The 15,992-nt window shown below is 47.9% G+C and carries 17 protein-coding genes and 1 tRNA gene; 8 read left to right on the top strand and 10 right to left on the bottom strand.

Annotated features, from left to right (window positions below; translation table 11 throughout):
• Window positions 1-10: 10 nt before the first annotated feature.
• The gene (locus tag OGY01_RS13110; RefSeq protein ID WP_286493201.1) at window positions 11-1,105 is read right to left on the bottom strand and encodes a NapC/NirT family cytochrome c; all 1,095 of its coding nucleotides are present in this window, start codon (window positions 1,103-1,105) and stop codon (window positions 11-13) included.
• A gap of 447 nt (window positions 1,106-1,552) precedes the next feature.
• Here OGY01_RS13110 and uspF point away from each other — a divergent pair, with 447 nt between their 5' ends.
• Window positions 1,553-1,981 carry a universal stress protein UspF gene (gene uspF, locus OGY01_RS13105; RefSeq protein ID WP_045440843.1) on the top strand — a complete coding sequence of 143 codons (429 nt, stop codon included), beginning with the start codon at window positions 1,553-1,555 and terminating at the stop codon, window positions 1,979-1,981.
• A 148-nt stretch (window positions 1,982-2,129) separates the two neighbouring features.
• On the opposite strand, the gene OGY01_RS13100 is transcribed toward uspF, so the two are convergent.
• Together OGY01_RS13100 and OGY01_RS13095 are read right to left on the bottom strand one after the other, a co-directional pair.
• Window positions 2,130-2,206, bottom strand: a tRNA-Arg gene (locus OGY01_RS13100).
• 39 nt (window positions 2,207-2,245) lie between these two features.
• Complete coding sequence (locus OGY01_RS13095; protein ID WP_286493200.1) at window positions 2,246-2,425, bottom strand: hypothetical protein; 180 nt, start codon at window positions 2,423-2,425, stop codon at window positions 2,246-2,248.
• A 37-nt stretch (window positions 2,426-2,462) separates the two neighbouring features.
• Between OGY01_RS13095 and fimW the strand changes: the two genes are divergently transcribed.
• The 4 genes from fimW (at window position 2,463) to fimZ (ending at window position 5,904) form a co-directional block, all read left to right on the top strand.
• Window positions 2,463-3,056: a fimbria biosynthesis transcriptional regulator FimW gene (fimW, locus tag OGY01_RS13090; protein WP_045440839.1), complete on the top strand. Its 594-nt coding sequence runs from the start codon at window positions 2,463-2,465 to the stop codon at window positions 3,054-3,056.
• Between the two features lie 166 nt (window positions 3,057-3,222).
• Window positions 3,223-3,948: an EAL domain-containing protein gene (locus tag OGY01_RS13085; protein WP_284097051.1), complete on the top strand. Its 726-nt coding sequence runs from the start codon at window positions 3,223-3,225 to the stop codon at window positions 3,946-3,948.
• Window positions 3,949-3,974: 26 nt separating this feature from the next.
• On the top strand, window positions 3,975-4,679 hold the full coding sequence (gene fimY, locus OGY01_RS13080) for a fimbria biosynthesis regulator FimY (RefSeq protein ID WP_502873412.1): 705 nt from the start codon (window positions 3,975-3,977) through the stop codon (window positions 4,677-4,679).
• A 592-nt stretch (window positions 4,680-5,271) separates the two neighbouring features.
• Window positions 5,272-5,904, top strand: a complete 633-nt coding sequence (fimZ, locus tag OGY01_RS13075) for a fimbria biosynthesis transcriptional regulator FimZ (RefSeq protein ID WP_045440834.1) — start codon at window positions 5,272-5,274, stop codon at window positions 5,902-5,904.
• A gap of 93 nt (window positions 5,905-5,997) precedes the next feature.
• Here the strand turns inward: fimZ and sfmF are convergent, their stop codons facing one another.
• The 6 genes from sfmF to fimA all read right to left on the bottom strand — a co-directional run bounded on the left by sfmF (window position 5,998) and on the right by fimA (window position 12,067).
• Window positions 5,998-6,534, bottom strand: coding sequence for a fimbria assembly protein (gene sfmF, locus OGY01_RS13070; RefSeq protein ID WP_502873410.1), 537 nt, complete (start codon window positions 6,532-6,534; stop codon window positions 5,998-6,000).
• The gene (fimH, locus tag OGY01_RS13065; RefSeq protein ID WP_045440830.1) at window positions 6,527-7,534 is read right to left on the bottom strand and encodes a type 1 fimbria D-mannose specific adhesin FimH; all 1,008 of its coding nucleotides are present in this window, start codon (window positions 7,532-7,534) and stop codon (window positions 6,527-6,529) included. The genes sfmF and fimH overlap by 8 nt, the downstream gene beginning before the upstream one ends.
• Before the next feature lie 4 nt (window positions 7,535-7,538).
• Complete coding sequence (locus tag OGY01_RS13060) at window positions 7,539-10,160, bottom strand: fimbrial biogenesis usher protein (RefSeq protein ID WP_286493198.1); 2,622 nt, start codon at window positions 10,158-10,160, stop codon at window positions 7,539-7,541.
• Between the two features lie 7 nt (window positions 10,161-10,167).
• On the bottom strand, window positions 10,168-10,860 hold the full coding sequence (fimC, locus tag OGY01_RS13055; protein WP_045440826.1) for a type 1 fimbria chaperone FimC: 693 nt from the start codon (window positions 10,858-10,860) through the stop codon (window positions 10,168-10,170).
• A 41-nt stretch (window positions 10,861-10,901) separates the two neighbouring features.
• Window positions 10,902-11,435: a type 1 fimbrial protein subunit FimI gene (gene fimI, locus OGY01_RS13050; protein WP_045449483.1), complete on the bottom strand. Its 534-nt coding sequence runs from the start codon at window positions 11,433-11,435 to the stop codon at window positions 10,902-10,904.
• 77 nt (window positions 11,436-11,512) lie between these two features.
• Window positions 11,513-12,067 (bottom strand): type 1 fimbrial major subunit FimA, encoded by a 555-nt coding sequence (gene fimA, locus OGY01_RS13045; RefSeq protein WP_045440823.1) that lies wholly within the window; start codon window positions 12,065-12,067, stop codon window positions 11,513-11,515.
• Window positions 12,068-12,641: 574 nt separating this feature from the next.
• Here fimA and folD point away from each other — a divergent pair.
• From folD to OGY01_RS13030, 3 genes are all read left to right on the top strand, one after another.
• Window positions 12,642-13,508: a bifunctional methylenetetrahydrofolate dehydrogenase/methenyltetrahydrofolate cyclohydrolase FolD gene (gene folD, locus OGY01_RS13040; protein ID WP_045440822.1), complete on the top strand. Its 867-nt coding sequence runs from the start codon at window positions 12,642-12,644 to the stop codon at window positions 13,506-13,508.
• Window position 13,509: 1 nt separating this feature from the next.
• Complete coding sequence (gene ybcJ / locus OGY01_RS13035) at window positions 13,510-13,722, top strand: ribosome-associated protein YbcJ (RefSeq protein WP_045440819.1); 213 nt, start codon at window positions 13,510-13,512, stop codon at window positions 13,720-13,722.
• A gap of 123 nt (window positions 13,723-13,845) precedes the next feature.
• A complete protein-coding gene (locus OGY01_RS13030; RefSeq protein ID WP_200012255.1) occupies window positions 13,846-14,367 on the top strand; it encodes a metal-dependent hydrolase in 522 nt (173 codons plus the stop codon).
• 90 nt (window positions 14,368-14,457) lie between these two features.
• Here the strand turns inward: OGY01_RS13030 and cysS are convergent, their stop codons facing one another.
• The gene (cysS, locus tag OGY01_RS13025; RefSeq protein WP_048221915.1) at window positions 14,458-15,843 is read right to left on the bottom strand and encodes a cysteine--tRNA ligase; all 1,386 of its coding nucleotides are present in this window, start codon (window positions 15,841-15,843) and stop codon (window positions 14,458-14,460) included.
• Window positions 15,844-15,992: the final 149 nt, after the last annotated feature.

Genomic DNA, 15,992 nt, shown 5'->3' with positions numbered 1-15,992 from the left:
GTGTTATCGCTTATTTATTTATGTCTTTTGCGTTGTACTGGAAGTAACGGCTCAGGATATCCAGTTCGTTTTCACTGATGTTGGTGCGAGCGCCCATCCCTTTTGCCACTGAAGGCCAGGCATTGAGCGTAAAATGGTTCGCAGGAATAGGCGCATGGCAACCTGCGCAGTACACATTGTCGAGTTTGCGAGCGTAGTCCCACATTGGCTCACGACTGGCGAGAGCAGAACCACTCCACTCTCCCTGTAGAGCCACGTCCCGCCATGTATTACCGTAATCATCGGTTTTCCAGTCGGAGAGAATGTTAAGTGACTGCTGTCCCTTTTCACTTAGGCTGGCCAGAATTAAACGCTGACCTGCTGCGTAGTAAATCACCTGTTCAGTTCCCTGCATCTGGCTTCCACGGATCTCAACCAGCCGCGAGTTTTCTGTCGATTTCAACACCTGCATTTTTGTAGCGGGATAGACAGTTCCCAAATCACCGAGTGCGGTATTAGTTACGACATAAAGCTCTTTTGCCGTAGCAGGAGTGGAGGCCGACTGTGCTTCAAGTCCTTTGAGAGCGCTGTCATCCATTTTGATTTCAGGTGGGAAGTGGGCAACGCCCTTGTGGCAATCAATACAGGTTTGCTTTTCCTGAATGCCCATTTTATGCATTTTTTGGGCATCAGCGCTTTGCGCTTCAAGATCCATCGCGTCCATACTGTGACAGCTACGGCAGGTAGCAGAATCATTGGCTTTCAGCTGTGCCCAGACGGTTTGTGCCATCTCCAGTCGATGTTCTTCGAATTTTTCCGGAGTATCGATTTTTTTGGTAACAAACTGATGATAAACATCTTTTGTTGCTCGCAGCTTAGCGACGAGGAAATCCAGTCCACCTTCCGGAATATGACAATCCGCACATTCTGCCCGAATTCCTCTTTTGTTCTGAAAATGAACCGATCCTGTATATTCCTCATATGGTGCCTGCATCGTATGGCAAGACAGGCAAAATTCAGTGCTCGAAGTTTTATGCAATGTCCATTGCCCAGCTAAAACAATAACCACACCAAGAACAATGCACAGCAGCATCGTCCAGAGGATGGTTTTATTTATTTTTCTCATTTTAAATTCCCACAAGACACCTACTCTTTAATGGGTAGACAATAATTATACTAAGTCTATTACTTATTGATATTTATCAAGCGCAGAAGGAAATGAGAATCAGCATTCAGGCAAATTTGAAGACCGTCGCATATTTGATAAGAACAAAATAAAAATATATGGTTTAGTTAAAAATCAATGACTTAACAAGGATTATAAGTTTAATAATCTATTATTTAATAAAATGTCAGAGTAAAAGGCGGGAAAAGCAGCACTGAGATGAATATAAGCTCTGGACGTCATTCGTTATATAAAAAAATATACAATGAAATGATGTAAAAAAGAAAGAAGTTCGTCGCATTATTTTTCATAGAGATTTATTCACAAAACCTTGATCTGGTCACTTCTTATACAGAACATAAATTCGCTACACTCAATACAGAGGTAAACAAACAGGAGGTGGTGAATATGTATCGCTCAATTCTGGTGCCGATTGATATCTCTGAAGCCGATTTAACTCGCCATGTTATTCCTCAGGTAAAGGCGCATGCCAAGACCGCCAAAGTCCATTTCTTAGCTGTTATACCTACCGTACCGTTCTACGCATCGCTGGGGCTGGCCTACTCCAACGAATTTCCAGACAGAAGCGGCCTCCAGGCCAAGGCGACCGAAAAGCTGGAAGAAATAATTAAACAATTCAATATCCCCACCGGCAGGACTCAGTCCCATGTGGTTTATGGTCCGCCAAAAGATCAGATTCTCAAACTGGCGGAAGCAGTGGATGCCGAACTCATCGTCATCGCTTCACATAAGCCAGGTTTTAGTACCTATCTGCTGGGCTCAACGGCGTCAGCCGTGGTTCGCCATGCGAAATGTCCCGTACTTGTTGTGCGGTAATTCTGGCGGAGTAATAATCAAAAACGGGAGCCAGCAAGCTCCCGTTTTACATTCTTAATACATCCAAATATTTCCAGAAAAAGTAAATCGCAATCCGGCTGGTTTAATGCTGTGGATGCAACAGGAGTAAGGGGTGATTTTGTCGAAATGGTACGCCCTGTAGGATTCGAACCTACGACCTACGGCTTAGAAGGCCGTTGCTCTATCCAACTGAGCTAAGGGCGCATTGTGAAGTGATGACTTCATGCGGATGAAACGCGTGAATTATACGGTCAGTGCCTGCTGAGTCAATGCCTTTTGTTCTGGTTGCTGACGAAGTGTACGAATGTTGATTTTTTCCGTACATACACAGGTATCCAGGAAATCACCTGGTAAGAACTCAGGCACCGTAAAGCCTCGTTTAAGGTTAAATGTATTTAGAAAATTAATGATTTTGCTTAACATTCTCCTATCCCCTCCCCTGCGGTTTAGGACCTCTTTAATGTTAAGTATCGCCATCAAAGAAGAAAATAGTCACTTCGAACATGGACTGAAAATCATTATTACCCGCCTGGCAGCTCAGTGGCATCAGGAGATTTGCTTCTTACCAGTCGAAGATATCGATCGCGCGGATATCGCATTTATATCGCTGGACGAAGATTGGGCAAGCGCAGGATGTTACCAGGTTCCTGTCCACACCCGACGCCAGCATCGGGTCGTCATTTGTAATGAACACGATAAAGATAAACTGATGTTTAGGCCCTGCCTGTACATGCTGCCACTGATTTACCGGGAAGATGATGTCGAAGAGATAACCAGAAAAATGGTGCTCATTTTACAAAAACGCGCGCTCCGACACAGCGTACCAGCCACTGTCTGTCACTACTGTACCACCCGCAATTTTTCCATTGCAGAACGCCAGTTCTTAATGTTCCTGGCCAGCGGTTACACACTGGCTGAAACAGCGCACCTGCTCTCAATCAGCGACGTCCAGGCCAAAGCGACTCGTCGAAGTATTATGAAAAAGCTACATGTCAAAAACGATCAGCAATTCTTGAGATACATCAGGGCTAATCTGAGTTTTCTGCAAAACTAGAGAGTTTCTCATTGATTGTTTTTTTATTGCGAAATGTCTCATCAGTAATTAAGTATCGGCGCCTACTGTACCGATTTCTATGCTGCCACAATGCCCTATGTATATTATTTCCGGGGAAACAAAAGGACACACTCGGTAATATTTACTCAGCTCCCGGGGGGATATCGTGACACCGAGCCTGTTATTATGGAATGATAAATCTGAGCGTACTGTAGTTTCCTCAAAAAACAGCGATGCAACCCCTCTGCAATTCGCGCTCAAATGTGAGCCAATTGTAGATTTGTCTACCGCATGCCGCTACGGTTTTGAAGTTCTCACGCATCTTCCCGCCCACATAAACAGCGAAGAATATTTCACTCAGCTGTCCTTGCAGCGCAGACAGAACCTGTTCTTCCAACAAGTTACCAACGTCAGACACTTTCGACAGGATCAACATTACTCGTTGAATTTACCCATGAAGGCCTTGGCGGATTGGCCATTTTTTCATGCCCAAATTACGTCTTATCCTCCAGGACTCATCATTGAAATACAGGATCCGGAAACTTTTCTCTCTCTCAGCGCATGCCAACGCACAACTGTGTTAGACGCAATTCAACGCGTTGAAACCTGCGGTATCCCCATCTGGTTGGATGACGTTAATGAAGACCTGATGGCAGCATTCATCGCAGCTAAATGGCACCTGTCAGGTATTAAACTGGATAAAAATACCTTTTGGGCAGTGAGTAAAATTCCTGGCAAACTCCATCAACTCATTCAGATGGGGAAAAAAATTGCGGATCTGGTGATCATTGAAGGTATTGAAACCGAGAAGCATAAGAAAATTGCCCTTCAAGCTGGCGCAAATCTGGGTCAGGGATATTTATGGCCAGCAATCTATCCAGACAAAGCATAATAAAAACGGAAAGGAAACAGGAAAGGATGCGCAGGGAACGACATCGCCGTTTACGAAAGACTGACTGTACCCATCAATATCATCACTGTACGCCACAGGTTTTTGACAGGATTGAATATCTTGCACAAAAACTCAATTACACATTACCGGGCGATACTATATCTCAGGCGATTATCACAGCCGATTACTATCTCGCCTATACGCTGAATCGTTATTTATTTTCTGGTACACGCACTGCTGTCTTTCAGACTATTGACTCAGCCCAAAACTGCCTGCAGGCCCCAGGCTTTCGTCAGTTGGTCGTTGATATGGACGGCATTGTAAGTTCTTATTTCGATACCCTCGAATGCCTACGCCAACTCGCCAGACAGCGAAATGACATACAAATTTTTTTATTACTTGCCAGTGAAAACCAGAGCTTGAGGAATTTTATTGCAATGTCTGGGCCGTTTTATATCCTGTCACGTCGCCAGCATCTCCCAGACCTGCGTCACGCTTTATTATCTCCAACTTTTATTCGAGCAGAACGCATAAGTCAGGCTGACTGGGAGATGGTTTCATTACTATTACAAGGTACCTCCTTAAAGGAAATTGCTCATTTGCAGAAGCAACCGTATCACCGCATTATCTATCGACTGAATCAACTGATTACGCATCTGGGATTGCCTCATCGCCAACGTTTTTTGCATCTGATACATCGGTTGGATGTTACCTCCCCTCATTTTATTTAACATCTTAACTTGCTGTGATATAAGATTTTTTAAGAAATTACTTATTACAAACTAAGAAACAATGCGTTAATTTCACAATTTCTTAATATTTACAACTATTCCTGGTATTATGTTTACCGTGCATAATCAGCTAAGCCTTACGGATTCTGTGCTTAACTCGTCATAAATGAGCTTCATATTCTTCTTAACAAACCCTAAACAATTAGTGGGTTGTGTTGTTTTTAGTATTTAAAAAAATTTTTCAATCTGCCATAATTCAAATAGCAGGAAAATAATACCAATAGCCATTAACATACCCGAATCTTTCAGAATATCCTAACAGGCATTAATAAGTTATGTGTCGTAAGTCTTTTCCGAAAGAGCAGAGCAGGTATAATCACTACTGTCTTCTGATTATTTGCAAATTTTTCCTGGTGTGAAATGGATATTCCACAAACTCATTGTTCTGATAAAGAGCAACCGAATAAACAAGGATGAAACAATATTTATTCGGTTCTCCTCCAAGAACAATTGATGGCTATTTGACAATACTAATAACGCCTGATGTTTTATCAAAATCGCAAGATACACGAACAGTTTGAGGCATACTAAAATGAAACCAGCATCCGTTATAATTATGGACGAACACCCTATTGTCAGAATGTCTATAGAAGTACTGCTCGAAAAAAATAGTAATATCGAGGTTGTCTTGAAAACAGATGACAGCCGCGTGGCAATAGACCACTTGCGTACGTATCCTGTTGATCTGGTAATTCTGGATATTGAACTACCAGGTTCTGATGGGTTCACGTTACTCAAAAGAATAAAATCTCTGCAGGAGCAAACCCGGGTCCTTTTTCTGTCCTCAAAGTCTGAATCTTTTTATGCAGGACGCGCTATCCGCGCCGGAGCAAATGGTTTTGTCAGTAAAAGAAAGGATCTGAATGATATCTATAATGCGGTAAAAATGATTTTATCAGGATATTCATTTTTCCCCTCTGACACCCTTAACTTTATTAATAACATTAATATACGAAAAGGAGTTCTGAATGACATGCCACTTTCCAATCGTGAGGTGACGGTTTTGCGGTACCTCGCAAACGGCTTATCCAATAAAGAGATTGCTGAACAACTTTTACTCAGCAATAAAACCATTAGTGCTCACAAAGCCAATATCTACTCCAAGCTTGGCTTGCATACCATTGTTGAGCTTATCGATTATGCGAAAATGCACGAACTAATGTAATAACACTCCCGGCGAGATGTCGTTCGGGAGTGTATTATCAGTATGTGCCGTAAATAATTCGAGTTGCAGGCAGGCGGAAGGTAACAGGTTAATTTAATTATAGTTAATCATAAACGTAGCATCTGCCCTGGCGAGCCCTGGCTGTACCCCTTCCGCTAAAGCAATATAGTTTGCGAAAAAGGTCAACGTGGCATTGCCATTTTCGTCAATGCTCACAGCCTGACTGGCCTGTTCCAGAGGCAATCGCGTACGGTCGCTGTCGCGCAGCTCGATCGCTACCTTTTGCGCCATTACCGCATCATCCAGCGCCAGCAAGCTTGTTCCCGCCGCAGGGGTACCAGAAAAGGTTATTGACGCAGACCCAGGCGGACAACCCTCAAGTTTTAGCGTGAAAGAGACCGGTTGAGTGGTATCACCAGTGGTTTTCAACTGTTTTGTTGGCCATTTGCCCAATTCAACGGTTTTGTTACTGTCACTGGCAATCGCCACACAGGTAAAATCCACCACATTGCCACGCAGCTCAATATTGATCTCACCCAACGAAGTGTCCGCCCAACACTGGGAGCTAAATGACAGAACAGACACCATCACGATAAGTGTACGAATCACTCTTTCTCGCGCCTTAGTCATAGTCCACTCGCAGATATCCACGGGCAGTGAATGGCCCTTCTGTCGGTTTATTGCCCGTCACGCTGACCGGCCACGCCCGAATCCCAACGCTCGCAGCGGCGTTATCATCAAGACGAAACGGAATAGTACTGGACAGATTATTGGGCGTCAGTGGTACGCCACTGCTGTCAGCAACGATGAAGCCTAAATCCGGGTTATCCGATACCATCATCTGGCCGGAGGCTTTCTCAGCTTCTACGCGCATGGACAAATAGGCTTGTGCTGCCACGTTGGTGCATTTAATAGCAACCGTTTTAGTCTGCGGATTTATACCTTCCGGTCGATTACCCACCCCTGCCTTGCTAAATAGCGAGGCGCCAATATCGCCAAAGTCAAACTCTACAACCTGCCCGGCATTCACTTCGCAGTTTTGCGGTACTTCTACCTTCCCGCTATAGCTGATGGTGTAAACCGGTATACTCAGGGCATCACCGGTACTGGTCGTGACATAGACGCTGAACATAGTTTGCCGCGGGATCGGCACCATGTTAATGAATGAACGAATCACTTTTAATTTGAATACCAGTTTTGAATCCATCACACCAAACGGCTTCTGATTTGGCACGTTAGGGTGAGTCCCCATACGGATGTAATTACGCGGCGGATAAAATAATCCTGCGTGGCTGTCGGTAATACTCATTGCCCCCAGCAGGTAATCATTGAGTTTCAGATACTGGAAGCCACCTTCCGTGCTTTGGACAGGAAGTTCAGTCACATAGCTTCGATAGGTATAATCAACATGCGTTCCTGCCGGACAGGTTGCATTGACGCCAACCCAGCCGGATTTTTCCGGTAACGTCACCACCTGTCCTGGTCGATTATTACTGCTATTGAAGACATTCGACAGATCGTAAAAAACATCTGTTGGCGTGCCAGTAGAATTCTGGCAAACCGTTGCCGATGCCGAATTAGCCAATAGCAGTAAAGCGCCCCCCAGTAACAAACCCGTTTGTCGTCTCATTGTTTTAATCCTGTCGTCCCGACGCGCGTTCGCATGTCACATTAGTGAGCGTTACCGCCTGTTTCAGACTCTCTTCAGGCAAGGTATAACGCGCTGTGCAACGCGCATTTGCTCCTTCCCCCCATTGGATCAACAATTCCCCTTTCAGCGGCAGCCCGCTCAGGTATATTTGCCCATCTTCGCCCACCATGCTGGTAACACCGCTTATGGATTCACGTACCACCGAGCCGAATGGCACAGGTTTTCCGGCAAGCTTCGCCGTCATAAGTGCCCGCACGCCGATACGTGTATCAAACGCCGCACGAACCAACGCCCCCTGCGTCGGCACCACGCTGCTAACGTTATTTTCTACATCGGTATTGTTGTTCATTGAATTGGTATCGAGCGCAACACGGTTGTAGCGGTAGACGGTGGCATACGGCATAACCGCATAGCCGCGCCAGTCGGTTTGAACACCTGTCTGGTTCTCTATCCGTACGCCCTGAGCGCCCGGTGCTTTAATCAGGACATTGGTATCACCCAGCGGCTGGCTAAGGGTAATGCCGTCCGCATGTCCTACAACGCCGCCGGAAAGTTGCCAGTTATAGTCATGCTGATCGCGATCGTAGTTATATCCCACGCCCAAGGTGCCATAAGCCGCCTGCCAGTTCGCGCTGGCGCTTCCGCTATAACCATTGGTGCTGCTGTGTCCCTGATTCACGCTATAGCTCAGATTACGCCCATCCAGCAACGTACCGCCGATACCGCTCTGCCAGCTATTTTGTCCGTTGCTGTTGCGGTTCGCATTAAAGGTGGCGTAGGTACGATCGAGCGCGTTATCACGCGAGTAGCGTCGTCCGGTCAGCAAGCTGAACGGCACCGACATATTGAACGCCAGAATGCGATCGGTATCGGAGATCCCTACCGATTCGTTCCACGACCAGGAGAGCGAATAGCTAATTCCCTGCCAACCGCTGGCATATCCCAGTTGATACCAGGTGTTGGTATCTGAGGTATTCCAGTATGTTTGCTGGCTACCCGAAACATACAGCGACCCGTAATCCCCCAGATTCTGCGAGATATTGATCTGGAACCGGCCCTTTTTGCTGTAGCTCAAATTGTGATAGCTCTTCACTTCCGGAACTTCGTGGCGATTACCCTCGCTGTCGTATTCGTACTCATAGCCTTCCATACTGCGATAAGCCACATCGTCGAGGGTATAGAACCCACGCGTCGAATAGCGATATCCCAGCAACTGGAAGTTGGTACCAAAATTGTTCAATGACTTCGCGTACAGAAAACGCAGAGATTGTCCCTGATGCGTGCTGTCATCCGCCAGTTGGCTACGCGCATGGGTTAAATCGACGGAGACCGCGCCCCAGTCTCCCAGATTTCTCCCTGTTCCCAACACTACCGAACTGTAGCGTGACGCCAGTTGCGTACCACCATAGGCGGTATAGCCTTCAGGCAGCCCGGCGATTAGCGTCCCCTGGAAGAAGAACGGTGAATCCTGCTGGCTATTTCCACTCCGAAAATCCCCGGCGACCAGATCATACTTAATGCGCCCTTCACGCTGTAACAGCGGAACCGTGGAGTACGGCACCGTATAGCGTTGCTGACTACCATCTCTTTCATCCACCGTCACCTCAAGGTCACCGCTGGAGGACGTTGGGTTCAGATCGGTAATAGAGAAAGCTCCGGGTGACACATAACTTTGATAAATAACGTAGCCATTCTGACGAATGGTTAGCTTCGCTGCGGTACGCGCAATCCCGCGCACGGTTGGAGCATATCCCTGCAAACTGTCAGGATACATACTGTCTGACGAGTAAAGGCGCGCACCACGGAACCCGACGCTGTCAAAAACGTCATTGCCGGTGTTGCTGTCGCCCATCACCAGTTCGCCCTTTAGCGGAATAATGGAGCGCTGAAGCCATGTGCCTATATTTTTCCAGCTTTGCGAGTGGTATCCGTCACCTTTGGAATAGCTCCACGCACCATTGTTTCTAAGCCGCCAGGGACCATAATTCAGGCCACTCAACATACTTAAAAAATAGCTGTCAGAGTCACTCCCGCGGCTACCGGTGAAACTGTAGTTAACAAGCGCGGCGGGGATCCCCTCATCCCACTCATCTGGTGGAATGTAACCGCGTGCACTGTTCAACATCGAGGCCTGCGGCAGACTGACATTTAAGCGCAGAGTAGAAAAATCAAAGGTGATTTCGCTGCCAGGGATCGCCGCAGGCAAATTAATGCATGTGTTGTTTGGGTCCTGATTGAGTTCTGGAAACGCGGCAATATTGACGCCCAGCCGCTTAATCCAGTCGAGACCAAAGCACGGCATCAGCCCCCCGGATTTATCACCCGTCTTTTCCGTACTCGGTGCAAAATGAATATCCTGAGTGGCGATAAATTCATCATTGCGCCAGATATCTACGCGATAGACGCCTTCTGGCTGATGATTGCCTTTTTCAAAACGTGACAAATCCGCTACGGATGCCGTATCTGCAGATAAAAATGCAGGATTAAAATAGCTTTCTCCGTAGCTCAACATCGGAAAGAGCGCTGCCAGCGTGGACAACGCCACACCCGCCAGCGGTGGCGTAAACCCCGGTAACAGGCCAGGTAAATACGTTGTCTTGTTCATCGCTTTCTCAACGCACGCTAACCGTTTTGGCAGTGGTCACTGCGCCGTAATCATTGACCGTCTGGAACGTCACATTTCCCTGAGCGCCAGCGGGCAAAAGGATCTGCGTATCGTTCTTAGGTGCCACCATGACGTTATCAACCTTCGTTTTTCCTACGTTAAGGTTGACCAGCGTGACGTAATACGCCGACGGATTCGTGATTTTCAGGTGGTTGCCGGAACGAGAAAACTGCAGCATGCCGGGTGCATCTTCCGATATATGCGAAAGATTATTCGGTCGGACAAAGAGTTTGATACGCGACAGGATCGCCAGTTGCAGAACGTTTTTACCCTCAAGGCTGTTTTTATTTACCGACGGAATCGCCTTCACATTCATCCAGAACAGCGACTCGCGATCTTTAGGCAGCGGTTGACCGACATAGATGATACGCAGCGTATTTTCACTTTTAGGTTCGCTGACAAACAACGGTGGCGTGACAACAAATGATTTGTCTTTAACGCCAGCGCTGTTTTCAATCCATGAATTAACCAGGTAACGCTCTTTTGTATCGCTATTACTAATAGCCAGAGAAGTTTGTTTGGCTTCGGCAGGATAAATAACACGAGTTGCGCCTAATGCAATTCCCCCGGCAGCTTGTGCACCGGCAACTGAAAATAAGGCCAGTAAAATGATAACGCCTGATTTTAGATAATTAAACATAGCTACAAATACCTTTAGTGCGATTATCGTTGGGAGTTAAATCAGGGATACACCAACGTAAACCACACATCTGAACGAAGCGTTCCCGGCGTAATATGTTCCGAGACAGCCCGATAGCGAGCGGTGAAATGAAAAGTCATCTCTTGCGTTAAAATCGGAGCGTAATGAAGCGGCAGCGCATTCGGGATAATTTGCCTTTGCCCTTCATCAAATAATGCCAGACCGATCCCCGAAGCCGCAGAAGCATCGCCGCTGGCCAGGAAAACCTGCGGATCTTCTGCAGGAGTCACTCCGGCAAAGGCAATCCCAACATGGTCATAAACATCGGAACTGCACGACGTTAACCGCAGCGAAAATGGTACGCTGGTAGAGGCAAAGCTTCCCGGTTCGGCAAATGCATTCGTGCGATATTGCCCCATCTGCACCCGCAAACTCTGGCTGTCGGTGGCGACCGTACAAGCCCCGTTGACAAGCTGCCCACGCAGGTGAAGGCTACCGCTTTCCAGTATTACCGTCTGTGCAAACGCAGGCAGTACGCAGAGCAATCCAGCCAGCGCCATGCCTTTCCTTATCATCTGCCACATCCCTCTTCATCCCCGGATATTGCCTCATCCAGTGAGGCGATCATCTTCCTTGTGCAAATCAGAACGGCTTATTCGTACTTCATGATGAAGGTGGCATCAGCATTTGCCTGACCTGGCGTTGTGCTTGCTACAGTCGCTTTATAACGCGCAGAGAAACGCAGGGTGTTAGTACCTTCAACCAACGCCTGGGCAGTAGAGAAGGTCGCACCATCAGGCTTCAGTGCAGTGGATTTACTGTCAAGAATTTCGATACCTACGCCAGTCGCCGTGGTGCTGTTATCCGAGGAAGACACAGCCAACAGACTGTTGTTGGTGAGGTCCGACTGACCAGAGAATGCAACGGCAGCAGTAGCTGCAACTGTTGGGTCGCAGTCGTTCAGCACGATGGAGAACGGAATTTGTGCTGTGGTATCACCAACAGCAGCAAAGCTGGCGGTACGATACTGTCCTAAAGTAACAATCTGATCGGCTGACTGAGTACTTACCGCACAGGCTGCATTGACCAGTTCACCTTCAAAGTGAACGGTACCACCGCTAACACTTACCGGATCTGCCGCTACCGCTGACCCGGCAACTAACATCAGGCTGGCAATAACAGAAGAGGTTATTAATTTACGTTTCATGGAGTTCCCTTGAATTACACACATCCGGCTCCAGCATCCTGCGGGATCCGTTTGAATCATTATCGACATTAAATGTCAGGCAAATTATCTCTGCATCCTGTAAAGATATATATCGTAAAAGAATTAGCTAACCTTTTACTCCCACTATCCCGAGCCGTAAGTTCACTAATTTATCTTCACGAATATGACAATTCGTCACAGGGATAAATTAAACATTTCAATTAATGAAAAATACCTGCAAATCCTTTAAATGCACCTGGCTAATTCTTAATGGGATCCAGGAAAAATCTGTGTAAAAATACGTTGAATATACTCATAATGGGACGTAACAGTCTGGTTTCTTAAGCATTAACCATGAAAACATCAGGGTGATGAATTGTTTAATTAACGTTAATTTTAATTAGCACGCGCACTATTTATTCCGCTGGATCCTGTGTCTTGCGCCACCCTGCTCTCTGACAGTACTCCCGCAATCGCACGTAAAATCGCAAACGAAAACTGACAGCACGCCCCGCTTCTGACAAAATAGTCACATCCCCTTCGGTTTAACGTAACAGACGGAATCCTCTCTCTGATGGCAGCAAAGATTATTGACGGTAAAACGATTGCGCAGCAGGTGCGCTCTGAGGTTGCTCAAAAAGTTCAGGCACGCTTAGCGGCTGGATTACGCGCCCCAGGATTAGCTGTTGTGCTGGTAGGTAGCAACCCGGCTTCGCAAATTTATGTAGCAAGTAAACGCAAAGCCTGCGACGAAGTGGGGTTTGTCTCCCGCTCCTATGACCTGCCTGAAACCACCAGCGAGGCGGAGCTTCTTGAGCTGATCGATACGCTCAATGCGGATACCACCATCGATGGTATCCTGGTACAGCTGCCGTTACCGGCGGGTATCGACAACGTTAAAGTGCTGGAACGCATTGCGCCGGATAAAGACGTCGACGGGTTCCACCCGTATAACGTCGGACGCCTGTGCCAGCGCGCGCCGCGCCTGCGCCCGTGTACCCCGCGCGGAATAGTGACCTTGCTTGAGCGTTACAACATCGACACCTATGGCCTGAATGCCGTGGTTATTGGCGCATCAAATATTGTTGGTCGCCCGATGAGCATGGAACTGCTGTTGGCGGGTTGTACTACCACGGTCACCCATCGGTTCACCAAAGATCTGCGTCGTCACGTTGAACATGCTGACCTGCTGATTGTAGCCGTCGGCAAACCTGGCTTTATTCCCGGTGAGTGGATCAAAGAAGGTGCAATTGTGATTGATGTCGGCATCAACCGTCTGGAGAATGGCAAGGTTGTTGGCGATGTGGTGTTCGACGATGCGGCTGCGCGGGCATCGTACATCACACCAGTACCCGGCGGCGTAGGCCCAATGACTGTCGCAACACTTATCGAAAACACGCTGCAAGCGTGCGTTGAATATCACGATGTAAAGGAAGTTTAAGATGGCCACATTTTCACTGGGTAAGCACCCACACGTTGAACTCTGCGATTTGCTGAAGCTGGAAGGCTGGAGCGAAAGCGGTGCCCAGGCAAAAATTGCCATTAGCGAAGGGTTAGTGAAGGTCGATGGTGCAGTGGAAACGCGTAAACGCTGCAAAATCGTTGCCGGACAGACCGTCAGTTTTGAAGGTCACAGCATTAACGTCGTCGCGTGATCCCGAGTGCCGGATGCGGTTTACACCTTATCCGGCCAGTTTTCTCCATTGTCAGGTAACTGACTTCATCATCTCTTCACAGTAAACTTCTAACATGTTGTTTTCTCATTCGAAGTGAACCTCATGCCAACCATTATTACCCACGCTGCCGTTCCGATTTGTTTAGGTTTAGGCCTGGGACTCAACGTTATTCCACCACGTTTACTGTTCACCGGGATCGTACTGGCGATGCTACCGGATGCGGACGTCCTGTCATTTAAGTTCGGCGTCGCCTATGGAAACGTGTTTGGCCATCGCGGATTTACCCACTCGTTGTTGTTTGCCTTTGTCGTACCGCTGCTCTGCGTGATGATTGGCCGACGATGGTTTAAAACCGGCTTGATTCGCTGCTGGCTATTCCTGACAGTTTCACTGCTGTCGCATAGCCTGCTGGATTCAGTCACTACCGGTGGCAAAGGTGTAGGCTGGCTTTGGCCATGGTCAGATGAACGCTTCTTTGCGCCGTGGCAGGTGATTAAGGTCGCGCCGTTTGCGTTGTCACGCTATGCCACGCCGTACGGATATCAGGTCATTATCTCGGAACTAATATGGGTATGGCTGCCGGGATTGATAGTGATGAGTTTATTGTGGTGGCGCAGACGTTAAAAAGCCGGGTGGTGACTAACACCTTACCCGGCCTGAGAGCGGCTCATATTTTCCAGGCTGGATAAGCGTCATCGCCATCCGGCAATACGATTATTTACGACGCCAGGTGGTTCCCTGCGGACCATCTTCCAGCACAATCCCCATCTCGTTCAGACGGTCACGCGCAGCATCAGCTGCCGCCCAGTCCTTCGCTTTACGGGCATCTAAACGCTGTTGGATCAACGCTTCGATTTCAGCAACTTCACCGTCATCCGCCTGTGCGCCACTTTGCAGGAACACTTCCGGCTCCTGCTCCAGCAGTCCCAGAACACCGGACAGTTTACGCAGATGTGAAGCCATCGCGTTAGCTGCAGCCATATCTTCGCCTTTCAGACGGTTAACCTCACGCGCCATATCAAACAGCACAGAGTAGGCTTCCGGAGTATTGAAGTCATCGTTCATGGCTTCAATGAAACGCGCTTCAAAGGCTTCACCACCGGCTGGCGCAACGGATTTATCAGTACCACGCAGCGCAGTGTACAGACGCTCCAGCGCTGAGCGAGCCTGTTTCAGGTTCTCTTCGCTGTAGTTCAACTGGCTACGATAGTGACCGGACATCAGGAAGTAGCGAATGGTTTCGGCATCGTAGTATTTCAGAACATCACGTACGGTAAAGAAGTTGCCCAGCGATTTGGACATTTTCTCGCGGTCAACCATCACCATGCCAGAGTGCATCCAGTAGTTGACGTATTCACCGTCATGCGCGCAGGTGGACTGAGCGATTTCATTTTCATGGTGTGGGAACATCAGATCTGAACCACCGCCGTGAATATCGAAATGGTTACCCAGCTGTTTGCAGTTCATTGCCGAGCACTCAATGTGCCAGCCAGGGCGGCCCGCGCCCCACGGCGACGGCCAGCTCGGCTCACCCTCTTTGGACATCTTCCACAGAACGAAGTCCATTGGGTTACGCTTCACATCGACCACATCAACGCGAGCACCCGCCTGCAGTTGATCCAGATCCTGGCGCGACAACTGGCCGTAATGCGGATCGGTGGGTACGTCGAACATCACGTCACCATTATCCGCCACGTAGGCGTGACCTTTAGCAATCAGTTGCTCGGTGATTTCAATAATTTCAGCGATATGATGTGTCGCTCGCGGTTCGAGATCCGGACGCAGAATATTCAGCGCGTCGAAATCCTTATGCATTTCCGCGATCATTCTATCGACCAGCGCCACAAAGCTTTCGCCATTTTCATTAGCGCGCTTAATGATTTTATCATCGATATCAGTAATGTTACGCACGTACTTCAGCTTGTAGCCGAGAAAGCGCAGATAGCGCGCCACGACGTCGAAAGAAACAAAGGTACGCCCGTGACCAATATGACAGAGATCGTAAACGGTAATACCACACACGTACATGCCGACTTCCCCGGCATGAATAGGTTTGAATTCCTCTTTTTGGCGCGTCAGTGTATTAAAGATTTTTAACATCGAAGATTCCGTGTAGACGTGTGTGGATAACAAAGCCCTATAATACCTATAAATTGGCCTCGAAGCAGCACACTTTGCAAGGTGATCGAACCTTGCGGTTATGCTATAACAAGCCCCTATATGTGACCCTGACCAGGGTCGAAGCACTA

It is taken from the genome of Citrobacter sp. Cm038 (assembly GCF_030333105.1).
In the GTDB taxonomy this organism is placed as follows: Bacteria; Pseudomonadota; Gammaproteobacteria; order Enterobacterales; family Enterobacteriaceae; genus Citrobacter; species Citrobacter murliniae.
Note: the sequence above shows the minus strand (reverse complement) of the source record. Positions and strands in the feature narration are given on the sequence as shown.